General features: G+C 38.8%; 24 protein-coding genes and 1 riboswitch. Of the genes, 1 reads left to right on the top strand and 23 read right to left on the bottom strand.

Annotation, left to right across the window (positions count from 1 at the left end; genetic code table 11):
• Positions 1 to 43: 43 nt before the first annotated feature.
• The 6 genes from dtd to ES711_RS12885 all read right to left on the bottom strand — a co-directional run bounded on the left by dtd (position 44) and on the right by ES711_RS12885 (position 5,877).
• Complete coding sequence (gene dtd, locus ES711_RS12915) at positions 44 to 496, bottom strand: D-aminoacyl-tRNA deacylase (RefSeq protein ID WP_146893720.1); 453 nt, start codon at positions 494 to 496, stop codon at positions 44 to 46.
• A gap of 141 nt (positions 497 to 637) precedes the next feature.
• Positions 638 to 1,585 (bottom strand): ribosome small subunit-dependent GTPase A, encoded by a 948-nt coding sequence (rsgA, locus tag ES711_RS12910; protein WP_146893719.1) that lies wholly within the window; start codon positions 1,583 to 1,585, stop codon positions 638 to 640.
• A 226-nt stretch (positions 1,586 to 1,811) separates the two neighbouring features.
• On the bottom strand, positions 1,812 to 2,894 hold the full coding sequence (locus tag ES711_RS12905) for a bifunctional 3-deoxy-7-phosphoheptulonate synthase/chorismate mutase type II (protein WP_146893718.1): 1,083 nt from the start codon (positions 2,892 to 2,894) through the stop codon (positions 1,812 to 1,814).
• Positions 2,895 to 3,054: 160 nt separating this feature from the next.
• On the bottom strand, positions 3,055 to 3,906 hold the full coding sequence (locus tag ES711_RS12895; protein ID WP_146893716.1) for a prephenate dehydrogenase: 852 nt from the start codon (positions 3,904 to 3,906) through the stop codon (positions 3,055 to 3,057).
• A 1-nt stretch (position 3,907) separates the two neighbouring features.
• A complete protein-coding gene (locus ES711_RS12890; RefSeq protein WP_146893715.1) occupies positions 3,908 to 5,053 on the bottom strand; it encodes a pyridoxal phosphate-dependent aminotransferase in 1,146 nt (381 codons plus the stop codon).
• Positions 5,050 to 5,877 carry a prephenate dehydratase gene (locus ES711_RS12885; protein ID WP_146893714.1) on the bottom strand — a complete coding sequence of 276 codons (828 nt, stop codon included), beginning with the start codon at positions 5,875 to 5,877 and terminating at the stop codon, positions 5,050 to 5,052. The genes ES711_RS12890 and ES711_RS12885 overlap by 4 nt, the downstream gene beginning before the upstream one ends.
• Positions 5,878 to 6,653: 776 nt before the next feature.
• Here ES711_RS12885 and gldA point away from each other — a divergent pair.
• A complete protein-coding gene (gene gldA / locus ES711_RS12880) occupies positions 6,654 to 7,547 on the top strand; it encodes a gliding motility-associated ABC transporter ATP-binding subunit GldA (RefSeq protein ID WP_146893713.1) in 894 nt (297 codons plus the stop codon).
• Between the two features lie 6 nt (positions 7,548 to 7,553).
• Here the strand turns inward: gldA and ES711_RS12875 are convergent, their stop codons facing one another.
• The 17 genes from ES711_RS12875 to ES711_RS12795 all read right to left on the bottom strand — a co-directional run bounded on the left by ES711_RS12875 (position 7,554) and on the right by ES711_RS12795 (position 25,760).
• On the bottom strand, positions 7,554 to 8,303 hold the full coding sequence (locus ES711_RS12875) for a head GIN domain-containing protein (protein ID WP_146893712.1): 750 nt from the start codon (positions 8,301 to 8,303) through the stop codon (positions 7,554 to 7,556).
• A 10-nt stretch (positions 8,304 to 8,313) separates the two neighbouring features.
• The gene (locus tag ES711_RS12870) at positions 8,314 to 9,408 is read right to left on the bottom strand and encodes an acyloxyacyl hydrolase (RefSeq protein WP_146893711.1); all 1,095 of its coding nucleotides are present in this window, start codon (positions 9,406 to 9,408) and stop codon (positions 8,314 to 8,316) included.
• A 99-nt stretch (positions 9,409 to 9,507) separates the two neighbouring features.
• A complete protein-coding gene (gene metF, locus ES711_RS12865) occupies positions 9,508 to 10,464 on the bottom strand; it encodes a methylenetetrahydrofolate reductase [NAD(P)H] (RefSeq protein WP_146893710.1) in 957 nt (318 codons plus the stop codon).
• 147 nt (positions 10,465 to 10,611) lie between these two features.
• Complete coding sequence (gene metH, locus ES711_RS12860; RefSeq protein WP_146893709.1) at positions 10,612 to 13,287, bottom strand: methionine synthase; 2,676 nt, start codon at positions 13,285 to 13,287, stop codon at positions 10,612 to 10,614.
• 83 nt (positions 13,288 to 13,370) lie between these two features.
• The gene (locus tag ES711_RS12855; RefSeq protein ID WP_146893708.1) at positions 13,371 to 14,372 is read right to left on the bottom strand and encodes a homocysteine S-methyltransferase family protein; all 1,002 of its coding nucleotides are present in this window, start codon (positions 14,370 to 14,372) and stop codon (positions 13,371 to 13,373) included.
• Positions 14,373 to 14,421: 49 nt separating this feature from the next.
• Positions 14,422 to 14,541, bottom strand: a riboswitch (SAM riboswitch).
• Positions 14,542 to 14,598: 57 nt separating this feature from the next.
• Positions 14,599 to 15,489, bottom strand: a complete 891-nt coding sequence (gene cysM / locus ES711_RS12850) for a cysteine synthase CysM (protein WP_146893707.1) — start codon at positions 15,487 to 15,489, stop codon at positions 14,599 to 14,601.
• Positions 15,486 to 16,247: a serine O-acetyltransferase EpsC gene (gene epsC, locus ES711_RS12845; RefSeq protein WP_146893706.1), complete on the bottom strand. Its 762-nt coding sequence runs from the start codon at positions 16,245 to 16,247 to the stop codon at positions 15,486 to 15,488. The genes cysM and epsC overlap by 4 nt, the downstream gene beginning before the upstream one ends.
• Before the next feature lie 62 nt (positions 16,248 to 16,309).
• A complete protein-coding gene (locus tag ES711_RS12840) occupies positions 16,310 to 17,359 on the bottom strand; it encodes an NAD(P)/FAD-dependent oxidoreductase (RefSeq protein WP_146893705.1) in 1,050 nt (349 codons plus the stop codon).
• Between the two features lies 1 nt (position 17,360).
• A complete protein-coding gene (locus ES711_RS12835; protein ID WP_146893704.1) occupies positions 17,361 to 17,936 on the bottom strand; it encodes a precorrin-2 dehydrogenase/sirohydrochlorin ferrochelatase family protein in 576 nt (191 codons plus the stop codon).
• Between the two features lie 3 nt (positions 17,937 to 17,939).
• Positions 17,940 to 18,707: a uroporphyrinogen-III C-methyltransferase gene (gene cobA, locus ES711_RS12830; protein WP_146893703.1), complete on the bottom strand. Its 768-nt coding sequence runs from the start codon at positions 18,705 to 18,707 to the stop codon at positions 17,940 to 17,942.
• A 51-nt stretch (positions 18,708 to 18,758) separates the two neighbouring features.
• On the bottom strand, positions 18,759 to 20,852 hold the full coding sequence (locus tag ES711_RS12825) for a HEPN domain-containing protein (protein WP_146893702.1): 2,094 nt from the start codon (positions 20,850 to 20,852) through the stop codon (positions 18,759 to 18,761).
• A 5-nt stretch (positions 20,853 to 20,857) separates the two neighbouring features.
• A complete protein-coding gene (locus ES711_RS12820; protein WP_146893701.1) occupies positions 20,858 to 22,105 on the bottom strand; it encodes a sulfate adenylyltransferase subunit 1 in 1,248 nt (415 codons plus the stop codon).
• A 120-nt stretch (positions 22,106 to 22,225) separates the two neighbouring features.
• Positions 22,226 to 23,131, bottom strand: a complete 906-nt coding sequence (cysD, locus tag ES711_RS12815) for a sulfate adenylyltransferase subunit CysD (protein WP_146893700.1) — start codon at positions 23,129 to 23,131, stop codon at positions 22,226 to 22,228.
• A 12-nt stretch (positions 23,132 to 23,143) separates the two neighbouring features.
• Positions 23,144 to 23,758 (bottom strand): phosphoadenosine phosphosulfate reductase domain-containing protein, encoded by a 615-nt coding sequence (locus ES711_RS12810; RefSeq protein WP_211363075.1) that lies wholly within the window; start codon positions 23,756 to 23,758, stop codon positions 23,144 to 23,146.
• Positions 23,758 to 24,027, bottom strand: a complete 270-nt coding sequence (locus tag ES711_RS12805; RefSeq protein ID WP_146893699.1) for a DUF2061 domain-containing protein — start codon at positions 24,025 to 24,027, stop codon at positions 23,758 to 23,760. Before ES711_RS12805 ends, ES711_RS12810 begins: the two co-directional genes overlap by 1 nt.
• Before the next feature lie 125 nt (positions 24,028 to 24,152).
• Positions 24,153 to 24,566, bottom strand: a complete 414-nt coding sequence (locus ES711_RS12800; protein WP_146893698.1) for an RrF2 family transcriptional regulator — start codon at positions 24,564 to 24,566, stop codon at positions 24,153 to 24,155.
• An 18-nt stretch (positions 24,567 to 24,584) separates the two neighbouring features.
• Positions 24,585 to 25,760: a trans-sulfuration enzyme family protein gene (locus tag ES711_RS12795; RefSeq protein WP_146893777.1), complete on the bottom strand. Its 1,176-nt coding sequence runs from the start codon at positions 25,758 to 25,760 to the stop codon at positions 24,585 to 24,587.
• Between the last annotated feature and the right edge of the window lie 29 nt (positions 25,761 to 25,789).

Below are 25,789 nucleotides of genomic sequence, written 5' to 3'. Positions count from 1 at the left end.
GTTAGTACGCTAATTTAGAACTTTTTAGGTAATATCAAAGACCTTACTCTAAATTTTTAGAATCTATAATAATGGTTACAGGACCATCATTTAAAAGCTCAACTTTCATATCTGCACCAAATTGACCTGTCTGAATTTTCTTGCTCAGTTGACGTTCCAATTGCGCAACAAATTTTTGGTACAACGGAATAGCCAAATCTGGTTTGGCTGCTTTGATATAACTGGGTCTATTACCTTTTTTGGTGGACGCGTGAAGGGTGAATTGACTGACCACAATGGCATCGCCATCAACATCTAACAGCGACTTGTTCATAACACCTTGTGCGTCTTCAAAAATGCGGAGATTGGCTATCTTACGGGTGAGCCATTGAATATCGTCATCAGAATCATCATGAACAATACCCAATAATATTAATAAGCCTTGGCCAATAGAAGCCACTTTTTCAGTGGCAATGGTTACACTCGCTCTAGAAACTCTTTGAACAACTACTTTCATGATTGGTTAGGTCTCGGAAAGAAAAATTTTAATTAATAAACGACTTTTTTATTAGCAATCCAACTACCAACTGAAAACTGAAGACTGCTCACTGAGATCTAAAAACTGAGGACTGAAAACTGAAGACTGTAGACTAAACCTCTACTTCATCCATTCCTCCGTGCGGTAGTGCTCATCATCACCTTCTAAAATTTGCAGGTAACTTCTGTAACGGGAAAAGGAGATTTCATCTTTATCCAAAGCTTCTTTTACCGCGCACTGAGGTTCTTCCACATGCAAGCAATTATTGAACTTACAGTCTTGTTTTAATGCAAAGAATTCCGGAAAATAATCGCCGATTTCTTCTTTATCCATATCTACGACACCAAAACCTTTAATTCCTGGGGTATCGATAATTTTAGCATCGAAGCTTAAATCGAACATTTCCGCGAATGTTGTGGTATGCTGACCTTGCATATGCTGCATAGAAATTTCTTTGGTTTTCAAATCCAAACTAGGTTCTATGGCATTGACTAAAGTCGATTTTCCAACACCCGAGTGCCCAGCAAACATGCTGGTTTTGCCTTTCATCGTATGTTTTAGATGGTCGATATGCAATCCGGTTAAGGCAGATACTTCCATACATTCGTACCCAATTTTGCGATATACAGAGGCCAAGTATTTTACCTCCATAGTATTATCTTCATCATAGCTATCCATTTTATTAAACACTAGAATGGTTTTAATGCCGTAAGCTTGTGTCGTTACCAAAAAACGGTCTATAAAACTGGTCAGTGTTGGCGGATTATTGATGGTAATTAATAAAAACACCTGATCAATATTGGAGGCAATGATGTGGGTTTGCTTGGAGAGGTTGACCGATTTTCTAACGATATAATTTTCACGATCATGAATGGTATGGATCACACCTGTAGTGACATTATCTAAAGTTTCCACATCAAAATCGACCACATCGCCAACCGCAATCGGATTGGTACTTTTAATACCTTGCAGTCTAAATTTTCCTTTTATTCGGCAATCATACACAACACCTAATTCTGTTTTAACGGTGTACCAACTTCCTGTGGATTTATAAACAGTTCCTGTCATTACTCAAATTTGAAAAACAAAATAACGCTTTTTATGTGTAGAAAGCGCATTCTCTAATTTAATATTCTTGCGTTAAAGCGCACTTTAAAAGCTATATCCCATAATTTTCACCGCCACCTTATATTTAAAAGCTTGTTTGTCAGGTGGAGCAGAGTCGGAGAATTTTATAAATGCAAAATTCCCAACTCTACTCTTCCAACATATAAAAAATTACTTAGAACACAACTTATGCGTTAATAATTTTTTCTTGGTGATTGATAGATTCCTGGTGAATGGCTTTGAACATTTTAAGGATAAACTCTTCGCTTAGCCCATTTTGCTCGCCTTCCAGTACCATATTGCCTAAAATTTCGTTCCAACGTTTACTTTGTAAGACGGCAACGTTTTTCTGTTTTTTCAAGGCGCCAATCCCATCAGCAATTCTCATGCGTTTGCCCATCATTTCAATCAATTGATTGTCTACCACATCAATTTGTGCGCGTAAATTATTCAGATTCGTATTGTATTCCGCTTCAGGATCGGACTCTTTTCTGATTTTTAAATCGACCATCATTTGGATCAATGCTTTTGGGGTAACTTGCTGTGCAGCATCACTCCACGCATTATCAGGATCAGTGTGCGTTTCAATCATCAAGCCGTCAAAATTTAAATCTAGGGCAGTTTGCGAAACGTCAAAAATCATGTCGCGCTTTCCTGTAATGTGCGATGGATCATTGATTAATGGCAAATCAGGGAATTTGGTCTGTAATTCAATTGCCAATTGCCACTCCGGATTATTTCTGTATTTTGTTTTGTCGTAAGTAGAAAACCCTCTGTGGATGGCTCCCAATCTTTTGATATCGGCAGAAGCTAAACGCTCAATGGCACCTAACCATAATGGCAAATCTGGATTTACCGGATTTTTGACCAGTACAATTTTATCAGTTCCTTTTAAAGCATCGGCAATTTCCTGAACAATAAAAGGGCTTACGGTAGAGCGCGCACCAATCCAAAGCAAATCGATGTCATGCTCTAGAGCCAATTCAACGTGTGCTCTGTTAGCTACTTCCGTAGCGGTTTTCATACCCGTTTCAGCTTTTACTTTTTGTAGCCATTTTAAACCTAAAGCACCCACCCCTTCAAACATTCCTGGGCGTGTACGTGGTTTCCATATGCCAGCCCTAAAGTAACTCACATCCGTATCTTTCAACTGATGGGCGATGCCTAAGACTTGTTCTTCTGTTTCTGCGCTGCATGGGCCTGCAATGACCAATGGGTGATCTAATTTTAAATCATCCAACCATGTTCTTAACTCTTTCTTGTTTTCCATGTTACTCTTAATTACTATTACTATTCTTATTTTGTCGAGAAAAAGTCACAAAAATTCAAATTCTCTGTTCTCTTCTCTCTATTCTATGTTCTATTTTCTGTTTTCTTTTTTCTTTTTTCTTTTTTCTGTTTTCTGTTTTCTGTTTTCTATGTTCTCTAACCTACTGTATGCCGTTCAAAATCTCCTTAATGTGATTGGTATCCTTCATTTCTGAATAAATGGCCTCAAAATCATCCTCGTGCATCAGCGCTCTAAATTTTGAAAGATTACTGATGTATTCATCTAAGGTTTCAAGAACATTTGCTTTGTTTTGCTTAAAAATTGGGGTCCACATTTCTGGGGAACTTTTTGCCAAACGTACGGTGGAGGCAAATCCACTGCCCGCCATATCAAAAATATCGCGTTCGTTTTTCTCCTTATCAATGACCGTTTTCCCGAGCATAAACGCACTGATGTGCGATAAATGCGAGACGTAAGCAATGTGTTTGTCGTGTGCCTCAGGATTCATATAACGGATGCGCATGCCAATATCCGAAAATATCTGCAAGGCTCTTTCCTGAAGCTTAAATGCCGTTTTTTCAACCTCACAAATGATGTTGGTCTTGTTTTTATAGAGGCCTTGAATGGCCGCCTTAGGTCCAGAAAATTCCGTCCCGGCAATGGGATGGGTGGCTAAAAAATTGCGTCGCTTTGGATGTTGATCGATGGCTTTACAAATTTCAGCCTTGGTGGAACCAACGTCCATAACCAATGTGTCATCTGAAACTGAATTTAACACCTCACTGATTTCTTTGACAGCCGCATCAACTGGAATGGATAAAATCACCAAATCGGCCTTTTTTAAATCCTCATAAGTGGCTTTGGCATCTATCACTTTTAATTGAAGGGCTTCTTCCAGATGTGCATCGTTATGGTCTATCCCGAACACTTTAATGCTGGCATCATGTTTTTTGATATCAAGCGCCAAACTCCCACCAATCAATCCAACCCCTATGATATATATATTTTTCATACTATTTTACTCTAGCAATCGCTATATCCAACTCTTCGATAGGCGCACATAATGAAAACCTAATATAGCCTTCGCCATTACTTCCGAATATAGTGCCCGGTGCCACAAATATGGAATGCTCTTTTAAAATTTTGTCGATATAAGCTTCAGCTGTTATGTCTGCTGGTAATTTTGCCCAGACAAATAGGCCTGTAGAGGTTTCGTCATAGGTACAGTTTAAAGCGGTTGCCAATTCCCAAACTTTTTGACGGCGCTCTTCATAAACACTATTGAGACTGATGAACCACATTTTTGAACATTTTAGAGCTTCGACTGCACCCTTTTGGATCCCGTAAAACATGCCAGAATCCATATTGCTTTTTACTTTTAAAATTGCATCAATATATTCTGCTTTCCCAGACACCATGCCCACACGCCAGCCGGCCATGTTGAACGTTTTGCTTAAAGAATTGAGCTCTAAACAAAAGTCTTTTGCGTCCTTGTATTTTAAAATACTTCGCGGATAGTCATTCAACACGAAACTGTATGGATTGTCATTGATGACCAAAATGTTGTTCCGTTTGGCAAAGACGATGATATCTTCAAATACTTTGTTACTTGCGGTAGCTCCGGTTGGCATATGTGGGTAACTGATCCACATCAGTTTTACCTTTGAAAGATCGCTTTTTTCTAAGGCTGCCAAATCTGGACACCAGTCATTCTCCGCTACCAAGTCATAAAAAATGGGCTTTGCGCCTAGCAATTTTGTCACGGAAGCATAAGTTGGGTAGCCAGGATTGGGGATCAACACCTCATCCCCTTCATTTAAGAATGCCATAGAAATGTGCATAATCCCTTCCTTACTTCCCATTAGTGGCAACACTTCCGTAAGCGGACTCAAGGACACTCCAAAATGTTCCTTATAAAATCCGGCCATGGCTTCGCGTAGTTCTGGCAAGCCTTGATAACTCTGGTATTTATGAGCTACGGCATCCTGTAGGCTCTCCATCATTGCCTCCACCACACGCGCTGGCGGCTCCAGATCAGGACTTCCTATGCCTAAATTAATAATTGGTTTGCCTTGAGCTTTCAACAAGTTGACTTCTCGTAATTTCTTAGAAAAATAGTATTCTTCTACAGTTTGTAATCGATTTGCAAAGGTGATCATTGTCGTGCATTTTTATATTCGCCCAAAACCTTAAAGTCTTGAGCCATAATTTCCATTATTGATTTTGCTTTTTGATAGTCCTGATAGGCTTCAAAGGTGACATCCACGAAAAAAGCATATTTCCATGGCGTTTCTATTTTTGGTAAGGATTGAATTTTGGTAAGGTTCAAATTACAATCACTCATCACATTTAAAATGGAAGCCAAACTGCCACGTTTATGATCCAATTCGAACTTTAGGGAAGCCTTGTCAATTTTGACTTCATCTACTTCAGAATTGGTGGTTTTCGCAATCACAAATCTGGTTTCGTTGTGTTTTATCGTTTGAATGCTTTCTGAAATAATTTTCAATTCAAACAATTCAGAGGCCAATTGACTGGCAATAGCGCCTACATGTTTTAATTTTTTTTGTTGAATGCGTTGGGCTACCTCAGCGGTGTCCTTATCTTCCACTAACTTAATGTGCGGATAGTTTTTAAAAAATTGTTTACACTGCAATAGTGCCATGGGGTGTGAATATACTTCTTGAATGTCTTCAATAGTTTGTCCCGGCAAGCCCATTAAATGATGTTGAATGTCTAAATAATGTTCGCCAATAATATGTAAGTCATTATTATCTAGCAAGGCATAATTGGGAATAATGGAACCGGCAATTGAATTTTCAATCGCCATGATGACCGCATCTGTTTTATGGGCCAGAACACTTTGCACGGCGCCATCAAATGTTAAACATTCGTCAACAGCTACCGGAACATCAAAATATTGCAGGGCAACGATGTGGTGAAACGATCCTTTAATTCCTTGTATAGCAACAGATTTTATCATGTGTTTAGTTTCAGTTTTCCGTTATGGGGACTCATTTTTATAATTGTTACTTGGCAACTTTTTATATAAACACCTTAATATATATGCTTATAATCCTTTTTATGATCCCGCCTTTCTGCGGGATTAGTTTAACTAGTTTATTTTATTTCGTTCTTCGAACTTATAAAATGAACGTTTCACTAACTTGAATTCAATAGCCTCGAACTTTTTATAGATCCCGCCCTATGGCGGGATTAGTTCAACTAGTTTATTTTATTTCGTTCTTCGAAATCATAAAATGAACGTTTCACTAACTTGAATTCAACAGCTTCGAAACTTTTATAGATCCCGCCCTTCGGCGGGATTAGTTCAACTAGTTCATTTTATTTCGTTCTTCGAACTCATAAAATGAACGTTTCACTAACTTGAATTCAATAGCCTCGAAACTTTTATAGATCCCTCCTTTCGGTGGGATTAGTTCAACTAGTTCATTTTATTTCGTTCTTCGAACTTATAAAATGAACGTTTCACTAACAAAAAAAGTCCCGATTTTCATCGAGACTTTTACATTAAATTTATAAGCTATAAATTACACATACGAAGTCTCGTTCCTTTTGCTAAAAAAGAAATAATTCCAAGTTTGATATGTGTAAACTGTTGTATTCATCGTTTGATATCGCTAATGTAACCAATAAATTGAATAAACAAAATGTTTTTTTTATTCTTTTTTTATTACAACGATTTCGTTAGTTCTTTACATTTCTAAAATGATTATTTTTGACCAAATATCCTGAATCATGTCCATTGAAGTCTCTCATCTTAGCAAATTATACGGCAATCAAAAAGCACTTAATAATATTTCCTTCAAGATCAATAAAGGTGAAATTGTTGGTTTTTTAGGTCCAAACGGTGCTGGTAAGTCCACTATGATGAAAATTTTAACCACTTACATTGAGGCTACGGAAGGAGATGCAAAAGTAAATGACTTTGACGTGCGAACCAATGCTCGCGAGGTTCAAAAACGGGTAGGCTATTTGCCGGAACACAATCCGTTGTATTTAGATATGTACGTAAAAGAATACTTGGGCTTTAATGCTGATGTGTATCACGTGCATAAGGAACGAATCAGCGAAGTGATCGCGCTGACAGGCTTAACTCCTGAAGCTCATAAAAAAATTGGACAACTATCAAAAGGGTACCGCCAGCGTGTTGGATTGGCCAATGCCTTATTACACGATCCGGAAGTATTGATTTTAGATGAACCGACAACGGGATTAGATCCCAATCAGTTGGTAGAGATCCGGCAACTGATCAAATCTCTGGGCACCAAAAAAACAGTCTTCCTCTCTACCCATATCATGCAAGAAGTAGAAGCTATTTGCGACCGTGTGATCATTATAAATAATGGAGAAATTGTTGCCGATAAAAAGCTCACTGAATTAAAAGCCGATCAGAAACAAATAGTAGAAGTAGAATTTGACTATCGCGTAGAAGATGTTCTATTAAACCGTCTAAAACATGTTCAGAGCGTCAAGAACACACACGACTTTATTTATGAACTGACGTTTTCGACCAAAGAAGACATGCGTCCTTATGTATTCGATTTTGCGCATGACAATGGTTTGAAAATTTTACAACTCAATCAAAAAAATAAAAATTTGGAAAGTCTGTTCAGGGAATTAACGGCTTAATTCTATTTACTCAATCATTAAACGTCCTTTATAAAAAGTTTTCACGTCTACAAGAGGCGGTTCGTGTACTAAAATAACATTACCAGTACTTCTAATTTCGCCTGTAACGGACACCTGCGGATTAAGAATCATGTCATTACTACTCCGTTGAAAAATTGAAATATTTTGGGCTTTTAGATTCCGGCCTTCAAAGCGGGAATCTCCAGCATAAAAACCGATAAACAAATTCTCTACCGTGCCACTAAGAAATAGGTGAGACAGGTTGTTGTTGATCACATTCAAGTTTTGACAATTCAATTCCAATTTAAAGTCGCCATCCGTATGGTAGACACCCTCCGCCCCAAAATCTTCGGAAACTAAATTTAAATCAGGATAATTGAGAATTCCATCACTTAATACGGGTAATCCTGTGCTCGATCTAATTTCGGTAATATTGGGTGCGTGAACGTATATCTTAGTAATACCGTAATCTCTACTGATATTACACCCATTGTTATTGCGTAATACCAGTTGGCTATCTTGAACGCTGACCTCAATGTCATTTCTCAAATATTCGCCAGTTTCGACAATTACTTTTTGTTTAGGCGCCTCTTTTAAAATCAACTGGACCCGTTCAAAAACAATGATCTTGCTAAATTCAGAGACCACAACTTCTTCTTGAATGATATTTCCTGAGTTTTGAAAACAGTCGGGTACGTTTTTGTTATCACACGAAAGTAGGAGGAAGATGACTAAAAGGGATAGAAATTTTTTCATGTTTTTAACTTTATAAGCGTACACCCACTCCAAATTCTACCGCTTCAGCTTTTGCGCCGTGAGATTTAAGGGTTATTGCTCCAAACAAGCGCTCTCCAAAATAGCGTTTCAAGCCAATTCTGTTGTATACGCGTCCTTCAAAATCGTAGGGATAATACACATAGTAGCCCAGTTGTGTGATAAAAGACATTTTATTGATAAACAATTCGTGGCCAACAAAAGCGCCCAATCGTTTGTAATCTGTATCCCCATCAATATTGCGCTCTGGATAAGCTACGGAGTAAAAATAAATGAGCTCTTTTAAAAATTCAGCAAAAAACACATCTGTACCCAACTGAAAAGCACTTTTTCTATTGATGCGCTTGTCGGCGTAAAAGGATACATTGTAAAACGGAAATTGGCCTGTCCCTATTATATCACTTTCGTTGATACCTGTTCTGAAAGCCAAATTATATTTTATCTTTTCGGTAAATTTTTTCTCTTCTGTAATAGGTTGGAATTCCTGTGGTTCTTTATAATCTACCATATAGTTAGCGCCTACATTAAAAGCAAAGGTATTAGTAGAATTATTTGGCGCCTTCACGTTGGCATTGGAATAATGGATGATTGAAAACCCTGCCTGAAATCCCAAACCTTTACAAATGTTTTCCTTTTTATAATTGAGCATGATATAGGTTGAACTCAAAAGATCTGATCCGTAGGCATTGTTGATATAGTTGGTTTCTTTCTCATAAGGACTGGAAGCAAAAGCAAGCCCCTGACCAATTCTGAAATTGACATTTCGCTTTAAAAAATAAAAATTGTAATGGGCATATAATCCGTAGTTTTTGCCCAAATAGTTATTCTTTAGATCTTGATATACAAACGAAAAACCCCAATCAGGATAGTTATACCGGCTCTCCCAAGGTTGGAACCCATAGGTTTTTTTGTTGTAACTTAAAATCAATCCTGAAGGATGATCGGTAATAAGATGGGCTATACTTGGATTATGTTCCAATACAGTGCCGTAAAAATAATTGGCGTCTAATGTAAAGATATCAGGATCATCTTGGGACCAAAGGAATGAACTCGTTACTAACAGCAACCCAACTACGAAATACTTCATTCATATAAATTATGACACAAATTTAATGCAATTATTAAAAAGGAGGCGCTCATAAGATCCTATCTTTTAGATTGAGCATTTTTAGACCCTCTTGGTCATTTAAAATATCTGTGATGCTATGGTTTGAATGTTATCACTTTTACCCATGGAATAATAATGCAATACTGGGATGCCTGCCTTTTGCAATTCTTTTGATTGTTGGATACACCATTCTATGCCTACCTGTTTCACTTCTGAATTATCCTTGCATTTAATAATTTCTGAAATTAAGGCTTCGGGTAAATCAACATGAAAACGGTGTGGCAACAAATTTAATTGCTTTTTAGTGGCGATGGGTTTTAATCCTGGAATGATGGGAATGGTAATGCCTTCACTTCGGCATTTGTCGACAAAGTCGAAGTATTTCTGATTGTCAAAAAACATCTGGGTTACGACATATTCGGCGCCATTTTTAATCTTTTTCTTTAAAAAGTGTATGTCACTTTCTAAGCTTGGGGCTTCCATGTGTTTTTCAGGATATGCGGCTACACCCACGCAAAAGTCGGTTTTGGAGGAGTTTAAAAGTTCTTCATCTAAGTACACCCCTTCATTTAAGGCATTAATCTGATTTACCAATTCATTGGCATAGTGATGTCCCTCCTTTTCTGCTCGAAAGTAGGTTTCATTCTTCACGGCATCACCTCGTAACGCCATCACATTCTGAATGCCTAAAAAATCGAGATCAATCAAGAAGTTTTCGGTATCTTCTTTGGTAAAACCACCGCATAAAATGTGCGGAATGGCATCTACCTTATATTTATTTTGAATTGCCGCACAAATACCCACGGTTCCTGGACGTTTCTTCACCACCTGTTTTTTAAGCAGTCCGTTTTCTTGTTCCTTAAATACATATTCCTCCCGATGGTAAGTCACATCAATAAACGGCGGTTTAAACTCCATCAACGGATCAATATTATCAAAAATAGATTGGATATGTTGCCCTTTTAATGGGGGTAGAATTTCAAAAGAAAACTGGGTATTTCCGTTGGATTGTTTGATGTGATCTGTTACTTTCATGTGTAATTTCCCCTTAAGTGGGATTTTTTTTTGCCACGAATACACGGATGTATTCTTGGCCGTTTTATTATATTTAAATTTCTCTGTGCTGCTCTGCGTACTCTCTGGGGATCTTTGTAAAATTTTCTTCACAAACGCCAACTGGCTTTAATCCGCTAAATTAGGATTCAACCATTTCTCCGCTTCCTCATTGCTAATACCTCGTCTTTTAGCGTAATCTTTCAATTGGTCTAATGTAATTTTCCCGAGTCCAAAATACTTGGCTTCCTTATTTCCAAAATAGTAGCCTGAAACACTAGCTGCAGGCCACATGGCTAAACTGTCCGTAATCTCAACACCGATATTTTCCTTGACTTGCAACAGCTTCCAAATTGTTTTTTTCTCCAAATGATCAGGACATGCCGGATAACCTGGCGCTGGGCGAATGCCTTTATAGCTTTCCTTAATCAAGTCGTCATTAGATAAATTTTCGTCAGAATCATAACCCCAATGCTGGGTTCTGACTTTCTTGTGCAAATATTCAGCAAAAGCTTCCGCAAGTCGGTCAGCTAACGCTTTAATCATAATGGAATTGTAATCGTCAAGATCTTTCTCAAATTGTGCTGCTAATTCTGCGGTTCCAAAACCCGTGGACACACAAAAGCAGCCCACATAGTCTTGTTTTCCTGAATCCTTAGGCGCTATAAAGTCTGACAGTGCAAAATTTGGAAGCCCTTCCCGTTTTTCTAACTGTTGACGCAGGGTTAAGAAAGTAACTTGAGCCTTTCCTGAAGCATCGTAAATTTCAATATCATCATCATTTATAGTATTTGCCGGATATAATCCGAAGATGGCCTTTGCCTTTAGAAGTTTTTCATCTAACACCTTTTTCAATAAGGCTTTTGCATCCGCAAACAATTCTGTAGCTTGTTCACCAACAACCTCATCGGTAAGAATGTCAGGATATTTACCATGCAAATCCCAACTTCTAAAAAACGGACTCCAATCAATAAAATCTTCTAATTTTTTAAGCTCAAAATCTTCAATAATCTGAACACCCAATTGGTTAGGTTTGACAATTTCAGCAGTGTTCCAATCGATTTTAAATTTCCGTTTTCTAGCTTCTTCAATAGTCACGAAATTTTTCTGTTTGCCACGCTTTAAAAACTGCTCTCGAAATTTTTCGTACTCTTCGCGAATTTGCTCTTTATAAACGCGATTGTCCTTTTGAAGTAAATTACCCACCACGGTTACTGCTCTAGAAGCATCATTAACATGTACTACAGTATGGCCATAATTTGGTGCAATTTTAACGGCAGAATGCGCTCTAGATGTTGTAGCACCACCAATTATCAACGGAATATTGATGTTCCTTTTTTCCATTTCTTTAGACACATACACCATTTCATCCAAGGACGGGGTAATCAATCCACTCAATCCAATGATATCAACATTTTCTCTAATGGCAGTTTCAATTATTTTTTCTGGTGGTACCATCACTCCTAAATCGATAATTTCATAATTATTACAGCCTAACACCACGCTGACAATATTTTTACCAATATCATGAACATCACCTTTAACAGTGGCCATCAAGACCCGACCAGCAAAGGATTGCTTGCCATCTTTTTCAGCTTCAATAAAGGGTTGTAAATAGGCCACTGCTTTTTTCATCACCCGCGCCGATTTGACCACTTGGGGCAAGAACATTTTTCCGCTCCCAAAGAGGTCTCCAACAACGCTCATCCCAATCATCAAATGGCCTTCAATAACTTCAATAGGGCGTTTAGTTTGCTGACGCGCTTCCTCTACATCTTCAATGATAAAAGTTTCAATACCTCTAACCAACGCGTGGGTGATGCGATCTTGGAGGGCATCGTTTCGCCATTCCAAAACCTTGGCAACATCTTCTTTTTTATCTCCTTTAACGGTCTCGGCAAAATCCAACAAGCGTTCCGTGGCATCCTCGCGTCTATCGAACAGCACATCTTCAACATGCTCTAATAAATCTTTAGGGATTTCATCATAAATCTCCAACATGGTCGGGTTTACGATTCCCATATTCATTCCGTGTTGAATGGCATGATATAAAAATGCGGAGTTGATGGCTTCACGCACTACATTATTTCCTCTAAAGGAGAAAGACACGTTACTAACACCACCAGAAACATTGGCATAGGGCAAGTGTTCGCGAATCCATTTGGTTGCTCTAAAAAAGTCCAAGGCATTTAATCGGTGCTCGTCCATGCCAGTTGCGACTGGAAAAATATTAGGGTCGAATATGATGTCCTGAGCAGGAAATTTGACTGTATCTACTAAAATATCGTAGGAACGTTTACAAATTTCAATACGTCTTTCAAAGGTATCTGCTTGGCCGTCTTCATCAAACGCCATCACAATTACGGCCGCACCATAGCGTTTTACCAATTTGGCTTGTTTAATAAAGGTCTCTTCGCCTTCTTTTAAACTTATAGAATTAACAACTGATTTCCCCTGAACTACTTTTAGGCCTGCTTCTATGATTTCCCATTTGGAACTGTCAATCATAATCGGCAACTTGGCAATATCAGGTTCTGAGGCAATTAAATTCAAAAATTTGGTCATGGCGTACACGCCGTCCAACATGCCTTCATCCATATTGACGTCTATAATCTGGGCACCGCCTTCCACCTGGTCACGGGCTACATCTAAGGCTTCACTATAGTTTTCGTCTTTAATAAGTCGCAGGAATTTACGAGATCCAGTAACGTTGGTACGCTCGCCTACATTTATAAAATTACTTTCAGGGGTCACGATTAACGGTTCGAGTCCTGAGAGGGATAGGTATTTAGTTGTCTTGCTCATGTTCTTTTTGTTTTTCACCCTTCCGACTTCATTTCCTTTACGGGAAATGAAGCCACCTTCCCTTGAAAAAAGGGAAGAAATCTTTAAATGATTACTTCAATTCTTCTAGGTTGGTAATTTTTAGCGGTGTCTGCAATTTTCTTGATGTGTTCTGGGGTAGTTCCGCAACAGCCCCCTATAATATTAACCAGACCATCTTTCAGATAGTCTTCAATTAAAACAGTCATTTGATCAGCAGTTTGTTCATATTCTCCAAACGCGTTAGGCAGACCAGCATTGGGATGGGCTGACGTATAAAACTCAGTTTCGTTAGATAAGCGTTGCAGGTAAGGTTGCAACTGATCGGCGCCAAGTGCGCAATTAAATCCGACACTGAGTAAAGGAATATGGGAGATTGATAATAAAAACGCTTCGACGGTTTGTCCTGAAAGTGTCCGTCCTGAAGCATCGGTAATGGTTCCGGATACCATGATAGGAATATCAATGTGTCGTTCTTCCTTAACTTCTTCAATGGCAAATAAAGCAGCTTTGGCATTTAAAGTATCAAAAATGGTCTCGACCAAAAGGACATCAACGCCGCCATCAATTAATGCCTCCACTTGTTGCTTATAGGCAACGCGCAGTTCGTCAAAGGTAATGGCTCTAAATTCTGGTTTGTTAACATCAGGAGATAAACTCGCCGTTTTATTGGTTGGCCCAATGCTTCCGGCAACAAATCGGGGTTTGTCAGGATTGACCTTGGTAAATTCTTCGGCAACTTGTTTCGCAATCTTAGCCGATTCATAATTCAGTTCGTAAACCAAATCTTCCATGTCATAATCGGCCATGGCAATGGTAGTTCCTGAGAAAGTATTCGTTTCCACAATATCCGCACCCGCCTCAAAATACTTACGGTGTACATCAGCAATTGCTTGGGGTTGGGTGAGCGACAACAAATCATTATTGCCTTTAACGGAGCTTGGATACTCTTTAAAACGCTCGCCACGGAAATCTTCTTCTGAGAAATTATAGCGTTGTAGCATGGTGCCCATAGCACCATCTAAAACTAAAATACGATGTTGTAATGCGGTTTTTATATCTGACATTCTTGTAAAAAAATAAAAATGTCATCAGGAAAGTGAGAGAAATACACTTTGGTTATCTGTCTAAATCCTGAAAAAAAATCAGCATAAAGTAGAATTTAGCACCTTCTTTATAAGTAAAGGGTTGCTAAGGCTTCAACGGGTCTAATCCCTCTGCCTTTCGTGATAACAATTATTAATAGTATGAACTAATGGCGAATTTAAGTCATAAAAAATGGTTTACCAAGTTTTAAGCAAATAAATCTGACGACAAATACCTATCACCGATATCGCAAATGATGGCAACGATAATACCTTGATCTAAACTTTCAGCAATTTTTATTGCCGATGCTACTGAACCTCCGCTGCTCATGCCAGCAAAAATGCCTTCTTCTTTTGCTAATCTATTGGTCATCGCGGTAGCTTCTTCTTCACTAACTTCAATAACCTCATCTACTTTAGAGCGATTGAAAATTTTGGGCAGATAGGCTTCAGGCCATTTACGAATTCCGGGGATTTTAGCACCGTCTCTAGGTTGCGCACCCACAATGGTGATGTTTTTATTCTGCTCTTTAAGATATGTTGAAACTCCCATGATGGTTCCTGTGGTACCCATAGCGGACACGAAATGTGTGACTTCGCCGTTGGTATCTCGCCAGATTTCAGGACCGGTAGTTTTATAATGGGCTTTCCAATTGTCGTCATTTGCAAATTGGTTCAGCATAACATACCCTTTGTCCTTTTCTAGTTTTTCTGCAAGATCTCGAGACCCCTCAATCCCATCATCAGCTGGGGTTAAAATTAATTCGGCGCCGTAAGCACGCATGGTTTTGATACGCTCTTCGGTAGAATTTTCAGGCATTATCAAGATCATTTTCACGCCTAACAATTGCGCTATAAAAGCCAATGCAATGCCTGTATTCCCACTAGTAGCTTCAACTAAGGTGTCGCCTTTTTTAATATCACCCCGTTTTAAAGCTTCAGAAATCATATTAAAGGCTGCGCGATCTTTCACACTTCCTCCTGGATTCTTGCCTTCCAATTTTAGAAATAATCGCACTCCTTTTTTAGAAATGATATGTTTCACTTCCACAAGTGGCGTATTCCCTATTTGATCTAATATCGATTGACTTTTAATCATTTGTTGCGCGTGCTAATCTTAATTTCTGTTTGATAGGTCACTAACGAATTCTCCGGAACGGATTGCGTAATCCATACGTTAGCACCGATGGTACTATTGGCACCGATAACAATATCGCCTCCCAAAACGGTAGCGTTTGCATAGATGGTGACGTTATCTTCAATGGTTGGATGCCTTTTGGTGTCTGAAAACTCCTTTTTAATTTGAATACCACCCAAAGTGACGCCTTGATAAATTTTCACGTTATTTTTGATGATGGCTGTCTCACCGATAACAATGCCCGTACCATGATCTATATAGAATGAATCGCCGATGGTGGCGCCGGGATGAATATCAATGCCGGTTAAACCGTGCACATGCTCACTCATCATTCGTGAAATTACAAAATATTTCAAATTATATAAGGCATGACTAAGTCTATGGATGGCAATCGCGTGAAATCCTGGATACGCTAAATAAATCTCTGTTAAACTCCTCGCTGCAGGGTCGCCCTGTTCAATCGCCATGGCGTCTAAATCGAGCTTTTCTCGAATAGTACTGAATTGATTTTCAAATTGTATCCAAGTTTCTTCCCCATCCTCCAATTTCAGTTTTTTTGTAATCTTAAGAAAAGTATCCTTTACAAACTGACAGTTATGATTCCGATATTCTTCATCAAACAACATATAAAACAAGGCCTTAGTGAAGGTCTCTACAGGATCTTTTAAACAGATATTAAAAGTTTGAAACTGGTTTAAATGATGCGATACTTTACTCATATATTGATATTAGGTGTTATTCCTATTTGTAATATCAAAATTAAGCATTTATTTTCTGCCATCTATTGAATCGCTTGTACAACTGCTTTTGGCGCTTCTTTTCGAGATCCATCAAAACCATTAATACCACTAACCGTTGTGTACTTAAGCACATATTTTTTACCAGGGTTAAGGATCTGATATGCTGATTGGCACATGAGCGTCGCTTCATGAAAGCCACACAGAATCAATTTCAATTTTCCTGGATACGTATTGACATCGCCTATGGCAAAAATTCCTGGAATATTGGTTTGGTAGTCAAACGTATCCACTTTTATGGCATTCTTTTCAATCTCCAATCCCCAATCTCCAATTGGTCCTAATTTTGGCGACAACCCAAATAGCGGAATAAAATGGTCCGCTTCATATAAAATTTTCTCTCCGTCGTGTTCTATGGTAACACCTTCCAATCTTTTGTTACCGTGTAATGCAGTAACTTCAGATGGTGTGATAAGATTGATTTTTCCTAACAATTTTAATTCCTGAACTTTTTCTACGGAATCCAAAGCACCCCTAAATTCATTACGTCTATGGATGAGAGTCACTTCTTCTGCAATATCAGCTAAAATAATACTCCAATCTAAGGCCGAATCCCCACCTCCAGAAATCACAACTTTTTTATTTCTGTACACTTCAGGATCTTTGATAAAATAGTCGACCCCTAAATCTTCGTAATACGCAATATTGTCAATCAAAGGTTTTCGAGGCTCAAATGACCCCAATCCGCCAGCAATAGCTACAATTGGCGCATGATGTTTGGTGCCTTTATTTGTGGTGACAATAAAACTGCCGTCTTCTTGTTTTTCTATTGTTTCTGCACGTTCGCCTAAGGTAAAGCCCGGTTCAAATTGTTTGCCTTGCTCCAATAGGTTTTTTGTCAAATCGCCCGCCAAGATATCAGGAACACCTGGAATGTCGTAAATGGGTTTTTTAGGATATAATTCTGAACACTGGCCACCTGGTTGGGGTAATGCATCAATCAAATGGCATTTGAGTTTTAACAATCCGGCTTCAAAAACGGTAAATAGTCCTGTAGGTCCTGCTCCTATTATTAAAATGTCTGTTGTAATCATGTTATTTACTAATTAAGGTTTCGGTTATTTTGTTGAGTGCATGCACTTTTTGCTCAAAATTTCCTTTTATTGTTTTTCTGTACTGATTTAAATTTTCTACCATTTCATTCACATCTTCTGGAATGACATCTTCAAAAAACTGACGCAGTCGTTTCGCTGTTGTTGGCGATTTTCCGTTGGTAGAAATGGCTATTTTGACGTTGCCCTTTGTAACAATTCCTCCCAGATAGAAATCGCAATACTCTGGCGTATCCGCAACGTTCACCAATAAATGGCGTCGTTTTGCATCACTATAAACTTGCTTGTTGACCTCCAAGTTATCCGTCGTGGCAATCACCATATCTTTATCGCATAAAAACGCTTCATCATAAGCCATCACGATCAGATTGATGTTGAATTGTGCAGCAAGCGTTTTGACCTCATCCCTAAAAAAAGGAGCGACCATCTCCACATTGGCATTGGGGCTCGATTTTAATAAGAAGGTAAGTTTTTCTAAGGCTACATTTCCACCGCCCACGATAAGGGTTTGGAGGTTATGCATTTTTAAGAAAATAGGATATAAATTATTTCGTTCCATGGTTTATGCCGTTAGGAGTTGATGGTTTAGGTCTGTTAATGCCGAATCGAGTTGGACCCGTTGGTTAACCACTTCGCCAATAACAATAATTGCGGGGTTGGCAAGGTTTTGTTTTTTGACAACATCACATATAGTCGCTACCGTACCAACACCAAATTTTTCATCTTTAGTGGTCCCATTTTGAATGATGGCAACAGGAGTGTGCTCTTTTCCTTCAGATGAAAATACAGCCACAATTTCAGACAACTTACCCATGCCCATTAAGATGACGACCGTTGCTTTAGATTGGGCAGCAAGTTTCACGTCATTAGACAATTGATGAGATTTTGTGGTACCGGTAATGACCCAAAAACTTTCAGAAGCACCCCGTTTTGTCAATGGAATGCCCTGGTAGGCAGGAACAGCTAAAGCTGATGAAATGCCTGGCACTACATACGTTTCTATCCCATGTTGATGCGCAACATCAATTTCTTCTGCACCACGACCAAATATAAAAGGATCTCCTCCTTTTAATCGGAGTACGTGTCCGTGAGATTTTGCCCGTGCCACAATCAAATCGTTAATTTGATCTTGCTGATAGGCATAACATCCTTTGCGTTTGCCTACAAAAATAAGTTCTGCGTGTGGCGACGCATAGTCTAATAAAGCCACATTGATTAAGGCATCATATAAAATAACATCAGCAGATGCAATCGCTTTTATAGCTTTTAAAGTGATGAGTTCTGGATCTCCTGGCCCTGCACCAACGACTGTTAATTTTGGAGTTTTCATTTTTTTGTTTTTTGAAACCTACAAAGCTTTGAAAACTTCACAGATTGGTTTTTAAATTGCAATAGATTGTTTCTTCGCTCTATAAGCTCTTGCTGTGGCTAAAAACACCGATGCGTTTTTAATATATGCCTTAGCGAATGCTTCTGTTGGTGCGTTTTCTTTAATTTGATAGATGACTTCTGAAAAAGACGTTTCCAAATTTATTTTCTTGGAGTCTATAAACACTTCATCAAACTGACTGATAATTCCGGCTTGGGTATTTGTAGTGATGTCCTCAGAAATTAGGAGCGCTTTTGCCGTATTTACCATCGCACTATACCCAAAATAGATGGCGTTAGAATATACTTTATGACCTAAAGCTTCATTGGCCCTATCAATTTTTTCTTCACTTTCCAAAAACAAGGTGGCTATCAAATCAATCATTACACCAGCACATTCGCCAATTCCAATGGCCTTTACATAAGCTTCATTGGTACCCCAATCAATAAAATCGTCCTGAGATAAATTGGTCACGTCAGACAAGTTGGTTAAAAGATTATAAAAATACTTTTCGCCTTGGGCTATATAATAGTCTAAGAAAGATTGACCATTGGCATTAGCTTCAAAATCATTCAAAATTCGGCGTAAAGCCTCTGGTCCTCTTTTACTCGGAATTTTCACCACTTTGTCTGCATATACGCCTTTCCCGTTCCCTAAATTTCCGCCGCCAAGCAACACCTGAAGTGCAGGCGCTACGAGTTTGTCTGGAGTTCTTACAGACATTCCCTGAAACCCAATATTGGCCATATTGTGTTGACCACAAGCGTTCATACATCCGCTGATTTTAATGACCAAATCATTATTATTGACATAGTGTGGATACTCGCTTTTAATGACACGCTCCAATTCTTCCGCAATGCCTGTACTACTGGCAATTCCTAAATTACACGTATCTGTGCCGGGACATGCCGTAATATCAACCGCTTTATTATAGCCCACTTCCGTAAAACCGAGTTTATCTAATTCCTGATAGAAGTAGGGCAACAAGTCTTCTTTCACAAACGGAATAAGAATATTTTGACGTAAGGTCAATCGGATTTCTCCTGCGGCATAGGTCTCAACCAAATCAGCCAACAAACGTGCTTTATCCGTATAGAAATCGCCCAACAAGACTTTTATGCCTATAGCCACATAGCCTTCCTGCTTTTGAGGAATGATGTTGGTTGATTTCCACAGATCAAAAGCCTCTTTATTTTTGAGGACTACTTTAGGCGTTTCAATGTCGACTGGTACTGAAATTGGATAATCTTTAACATCAATAGGAATAGTCGTTTGCGCAATTGCCTCTTGTTCTTCATCAACCAAGCGCTTAAACTCTTCTAATCCAATAGCATTAATGAGGAATTTCATCCGGGCCTTAGCGCGGCTTTTACGTTCGCCATGACGGTCAAACACTCGTAACACGCCTTCCATCAATGGAATAATTCTATCCGATGGCAAAAATTCATAAAGCACATCTGCAAGTCGAGGTTGCGAGCCCAAGCCGCCACCCAACATCACTTTAAAACCTCTGACACCATGTTCAGTTTTTGCTATAAACCCTAAATCGTGCATGTATGACAAGCCAGAATCTTCAACGGATGCCGAGAAGGACACCTTGAATTTTCGTCCCATTTCTTGACAAATAGGATTTCGCAAAAAGAATCGAAATACTGCATCAGCATAAGGCGAGACATCAAAAGGTTCGTTGATATCAATCCCTGCCGTTTCGCTTGCCGTAACATTTCTAACGGTATTGCCACAGGCTTCGCGGATGGTCATCGCATCTTTTTCTAATTCCGACCAAAGTTCTGGCGTTCTGTCAACATCCACATAATGAATTTGAATGTCCTGCCGTGTTGTGATATGTAATCGTCCGCGGGAATATTCGTCAGAAACATCCGCAATCCGTTTTAATTGTTGACTCAATACTTTTCCGTAGGGCAACTTGATGCGCACCATTTGCACCCCCGGTTGTCTTTGCCCATAAATACCGCGTGCCAAACGCACACTTCTAAATTGATCGTCATCAATCTTGCCATATTTGAAGAGCTCAATCTTATGGGCTAAATCGATAATGTCCTTTTCGACAATTGGGTTTTCTATTTCTGATCTGAACGTTTGCATGATTCTTATTGTATAAAGCCCGCACCAACGGTATTATTGGATTGTGAATCGATTAAAATAAACGAGCCGTTGGTTCTATGGTTTTTGAAAGGGTCGAAAAAGATGGTCTTATTCAACTTAAATGTGACAGAGGCAATATCATTCATCCCTAAGGCACTTATATGTTCTTCAATGCCTGAATAGTCTGGATGAATCTTATGGTGGATGGCATCTACCTTTGCCAAAACCTTATTCACGCCGTGTTGTAATACATATTTATTTCCCGTAACTAAATGTTGCGAATCCATCCATGAAATGGTCGCGGTAAACTGTTTGTCAATAGTTGGTAAGTCGTCAACTTTTACCAACATATCCCCTCTACTCACATTGATATCATCTTCTAAAGTGATGGTTACTGAAGAGCGTCTGGAAGCCGTTTGGTAAGATTGGTCATACAGGTAAATCTCTTTTATTTTTGACTTGGTTTGTGATGGTAAAGCAACCACCACGTCTCCAACACTTAATTCACCGCCATATACTTTGCCCGCATAACCCCTAAAATCATGGAATTCTTCTGTTTTGGGCCTGATGACATATTGCACAGGAAATCTTGGAGTCCCTACATTATAAACATCTTCAGTATCTAACAGCTCAAAATGCTCTAATAAGGTTTGTCCTTTGTACCATGGCGTGTTTTTGGATATATGCACGACATTATCACCTTTTAACGCACTTACTGGAATGAAAGTGATGTTCTGATCCTGATAATCACGTTTCTCCATCAAGGTTTCAAAATCAGCTTTGATCTTGTTATAGATGTCTTCAGAAAAATCGACTAAATCCATTTTATTGATCGCCACGATTACCTCTTTGACCCGCAATAAATTATTGATAAAAAAATGACGGTTGGTTTGCTCAATAACGCCTTTTCTGGCATCAATTAAAATGATGGCCGCTTGTGAAGTAGACGCGCCTGTAACCATATTTCTTGTATATTCTACATGACCAGGGGTATCTGCTATGATATAACTTTTGGTTTGAGTTGAGAAATAAATGTGTGCCACATCAATGGTGATGCCCTGTTCTCTTTCCGCTACTAATCCATCCGTAGCCAACGAAAAATCAAGATAATCGTAACCTTTTTGTTTACTAGTTTTTTCTATGGCTTCGAGCTTATCACTCGTTAATGATTTTGTATCGTAGAGAATTCTTCCTATTAAAGTGCTTTTCCCGTCATCTACACTTCCTGCTGTTGCTATTTTTAAAACTTCCATTTTTATTTAGTATTAAGTATTAAGTAGGTAGAATTAAGAATTTACCTTGGTTATACTTATATGTTTATTATAATGCGATGATACTCTTAGTACTCAATACTTTGTACTAATTACTTATATTTAGAAGTACCCTTGTTGTTTGCGTTTTTCCATGGCGGCTTCTGAGCGTTTATCGTCAATTCGCGCACCACGTTCTGAAATGGTGGAATCTCTGATTTCCTGTACTACAGAAGCAATATCTGCTGCATCTGAGAGCACTGCCGCGGTGCAACTCATATCTCCAACCGTTCTAAAGCGTACCAATCGTTCTTCAACCACTTCATTTTCATCTCTGTAAACCACATCGTCATCTGAAGACCAAATCAATCCATCTCTTAGAAATGTTTCTCTAGTATGGGCAAAATAGATGGACGGAATTTCAATGTTTTCTCTTTCAATATAAGACCAGACATCCAATTCTGTCCAGTTAGAAATAGGAAACACGCGTACATTTTGTCCCAAATGAATTTGACCATTCAACATATCAAATAATTCTGGACGCTGATTTTTTTCGTCCCATTGTCCAAAATCGTCCCTTACAGAAAAAATACGTTCTTTAGCCCTTGCTTTTTCTTCATCTCTTCTAGCACCTCCAATACACGCATCAAATTTAAATTCTTCAATAGCATCTAAAAGCGTTGTGGTTTGGAGACTGTTTCTACTGGAATATCTGCCTGATTCCTCTTTAACTTTTCCTTCATCAATAGAATCCTGTACATTTCTCACAATTAATTCCAAGCCCAACTCTTTAACAAGTCGATCTCTAAATGCGATGGTTTCCGGAAAGTTATGACCGGTATCAATGTGCATTAAGGGGAACGGTATTTTTGCAGGATAAAAGGCTTTTTGCGCCAATCTCACCAAAGTAATGGAGTCCTTCCCCCCAGAAAATAATAGGACGGGTTTTTCAAATTGTGCAGCTACTTCTCTAATAATATAAATAGCTTCATTTTCTAACGGGTTAACTTTTGAGGTATCTTTTATCATAAGTCTATTTTTTTAGGCATGTAAGCCACATTCTCTATTCTCTAGTTGCTTTGTTGGATCAAAATATTTGAACTCATTAGGTAGATTATGTTCATTTAAGTACGCATCAAGTTCTTCATCTGACCAATAGTAAAATGGACTCACCTTTATAATTCCGTCAGCGCCTTGAGAGACAATGTCAATACTATTTCTAAAAGCCGTTTGGCCTTTGCGCAAATTTGTGAACCACAAATCAGGCTGGTGCTCCGCCATTGCCCTTTTAAAAGGCTCAAGTTTTACCTGCTCCGTAAAAAGTTTATGTTTTGGATCATCAACATGAGGAATTCCTAATACGATATCACGATGGGCAGTGGTCTGTTTCGGGACGTACAAATGAATATTTAAATCCAGTTGTTTGATAATTATTTCAGCATGCTTATAAGTTTGCGGTGTATTGTAACCCGTATCACACCAGATCACTTTCAAGTCCGCTTTAACGGTGTTGATAGCGTGCAAAATAGCAACTTCATAAGGCCTGAAATTGGTTGTTACCACCGGTTTCTTGGCAAAGTCAATTGCCCATTGGATGATTTCCGACGGCGTTTTAGTCCGTAATTCCGAATTGATCTGTTCTATATTTATGTTCATTATTTCCCCCATTTTATAGTATTCCACGCACGTTCATGAAAAAAGTATAAGGCCATTTTTGAGACCAGCTCTATTGCTCCTATTGAAAATGCCAAGGCTAATGTCCCGGTTATAACATAGGAAATGACCACGGTAGCCAATGTTCCTACAACGCGCCAACTAATGGTTTTTAATATGGTTCGTTTGATATTTTCTTTGGTTTCCACACCCGAACTTGTGGTAGTCTCGCTTTGTTCTTGTCTTATATCAGATTCAAAAATCGTGTCCATTATGATAACTATTTTATTATTTCACTTTACTCCTATAGAATTAGTAGGGTAATATGCAAACCTAAATATTATTTTTAAAAAGGGCAACCTGAAATCAATAAAAATAATAGGTTTTTTTTGCGGATTTAATAACTGATCAAGTCGGCTAAAGAGGTTTCTCCGTATATTTTTAGGTTACTATCCCGTACCCGAATCATCAGATGATGTACGGCACATGCTGTCTCATCCGGACAGTCCGCGCACTTTTCGTAATAATTTAAACTCACACAAGACACCATAGCAATAGGTCCTTCCAACACTCTCATGACCATGGTCATTTTAACATCTTTTGGATCTTTAAGCAGGTAGTAACCGCCTGCTTTACCTTTTTTAGAGCCTAATAATCCACTTTTACGAAGCGTTAGCAGAATGCTTTCTAAAAATTTAAGAGAAATATTTTCCATTTCAGAAATGGTCGCAATTGATACTGGAACGCCTGTCTCCTGCTTGGCTAGATAGGTGAGTGCCTTTATCCCGTATTTCGTCTTTTTTGAAAGCATCCCGCAAAGATACTTTTTTTAAACATATTCTAATGCCTGTTTCAAGTCAGCAATAATATCATCCACATGTTCTAAGCCCACCGAAATTCGAACCAATCCGTCAGAAATGCCAACTTCCAAACGGTCCGCTTCGCTCAATTTACTATGCGTGGTACTTGCCGGATGCGTGGCTATAGAACGCGTATCGCCTAGGTTAGCCGATAGTGAGAGCATTTTTAATTGATTTAAAAATTGCCGTCCTGCCTCTATGCCTCCTTTAACTTCAAACGCTACAACATTACCACCTTGTTTCATTTGCTTTTTGGCCAACTCATACTGCGGATGCGATTTTAAAAATGGGTATTTCACTAAGGCTACTTTACTATGCATTTCTAAAAACTCGGCCACCTTGAGCGCATTTTCACAGTGTCTATCCACTCTTACACCCAACGTCTCTAAGCTTTTAGAAAGAATCCAAGCGTTAAACGGCGATAAGGCAGGCCCTGTATTTCTGGAAAAGAGATAGATTTCTCGCATCAAATCAGCCCGTCCTACAGTAACGCCCCCTAACACACGCCCCTGACCATCAATCAATTTCGTGGCGGAATGAATCACTAAATCAGCGCCAAACTTAATCGGATTTTGCAAATAAGGAGTCGCAAAGCAATTGTCAATAACGAAGATTAAATTGTGCTTCTTAGCGATGTTTCCCAACACCTCTAAATCGAGAATATCAACGGCTGGGTTTGTGGGACTTTCCACATATAATATCTTGGTGTTGGGCTGAATCAAACTTTCAATGTTGTCAACTTCATCCACCTTAAAATAACTGGTTTCTATATTCCATTTGGGTAGAAACTTGGTGAACAAGGTATGGGTAGATCCAAAAATACTCCGCGCTGACACAATGTGATCTCCTGCGTTTAACAAAGCGGCAAAGGTTGAAAACACAGCGGCCATTCCCGTTGCAAACGCATAGCCACTTTCTGCACCTTCCAACTTACACATTTTATCTACAAATTCTGACGTGTTCGGATTGGTAAAACGGCTATATATATTTCGCTCTTTTTCTTCAGCAAATGACGCTCGCATGTCTTCAGCATCTTCAAAAATAAAGCTTGATGTTAAATGTAACGGTGTGGAATGTTCCAGAAATTCTGAACGTTCCATTTGAGTTCTAATAGCGTCGGTTTCGAATTTATGTTCTCTACTCATCATATGATTCTATTGGTCAGATCGAGCGC

Source organism: Gelidibacter salicanalis (genome assembly GCF_007997285.1).
In the GTDB taxonomy this organism is placed as follows: Bacteria; Bacteroidota; Bacteroidia; order Flavobacteriales; family Flavobacteriaceae; genus Gelidibacter; species Gelidibacter salicanalis.
The sequence above is the reverse complement of the archived record's forward strand: the minus strand, read 5'-3'. Positions and strand labels throughout refer to the sequence as shown.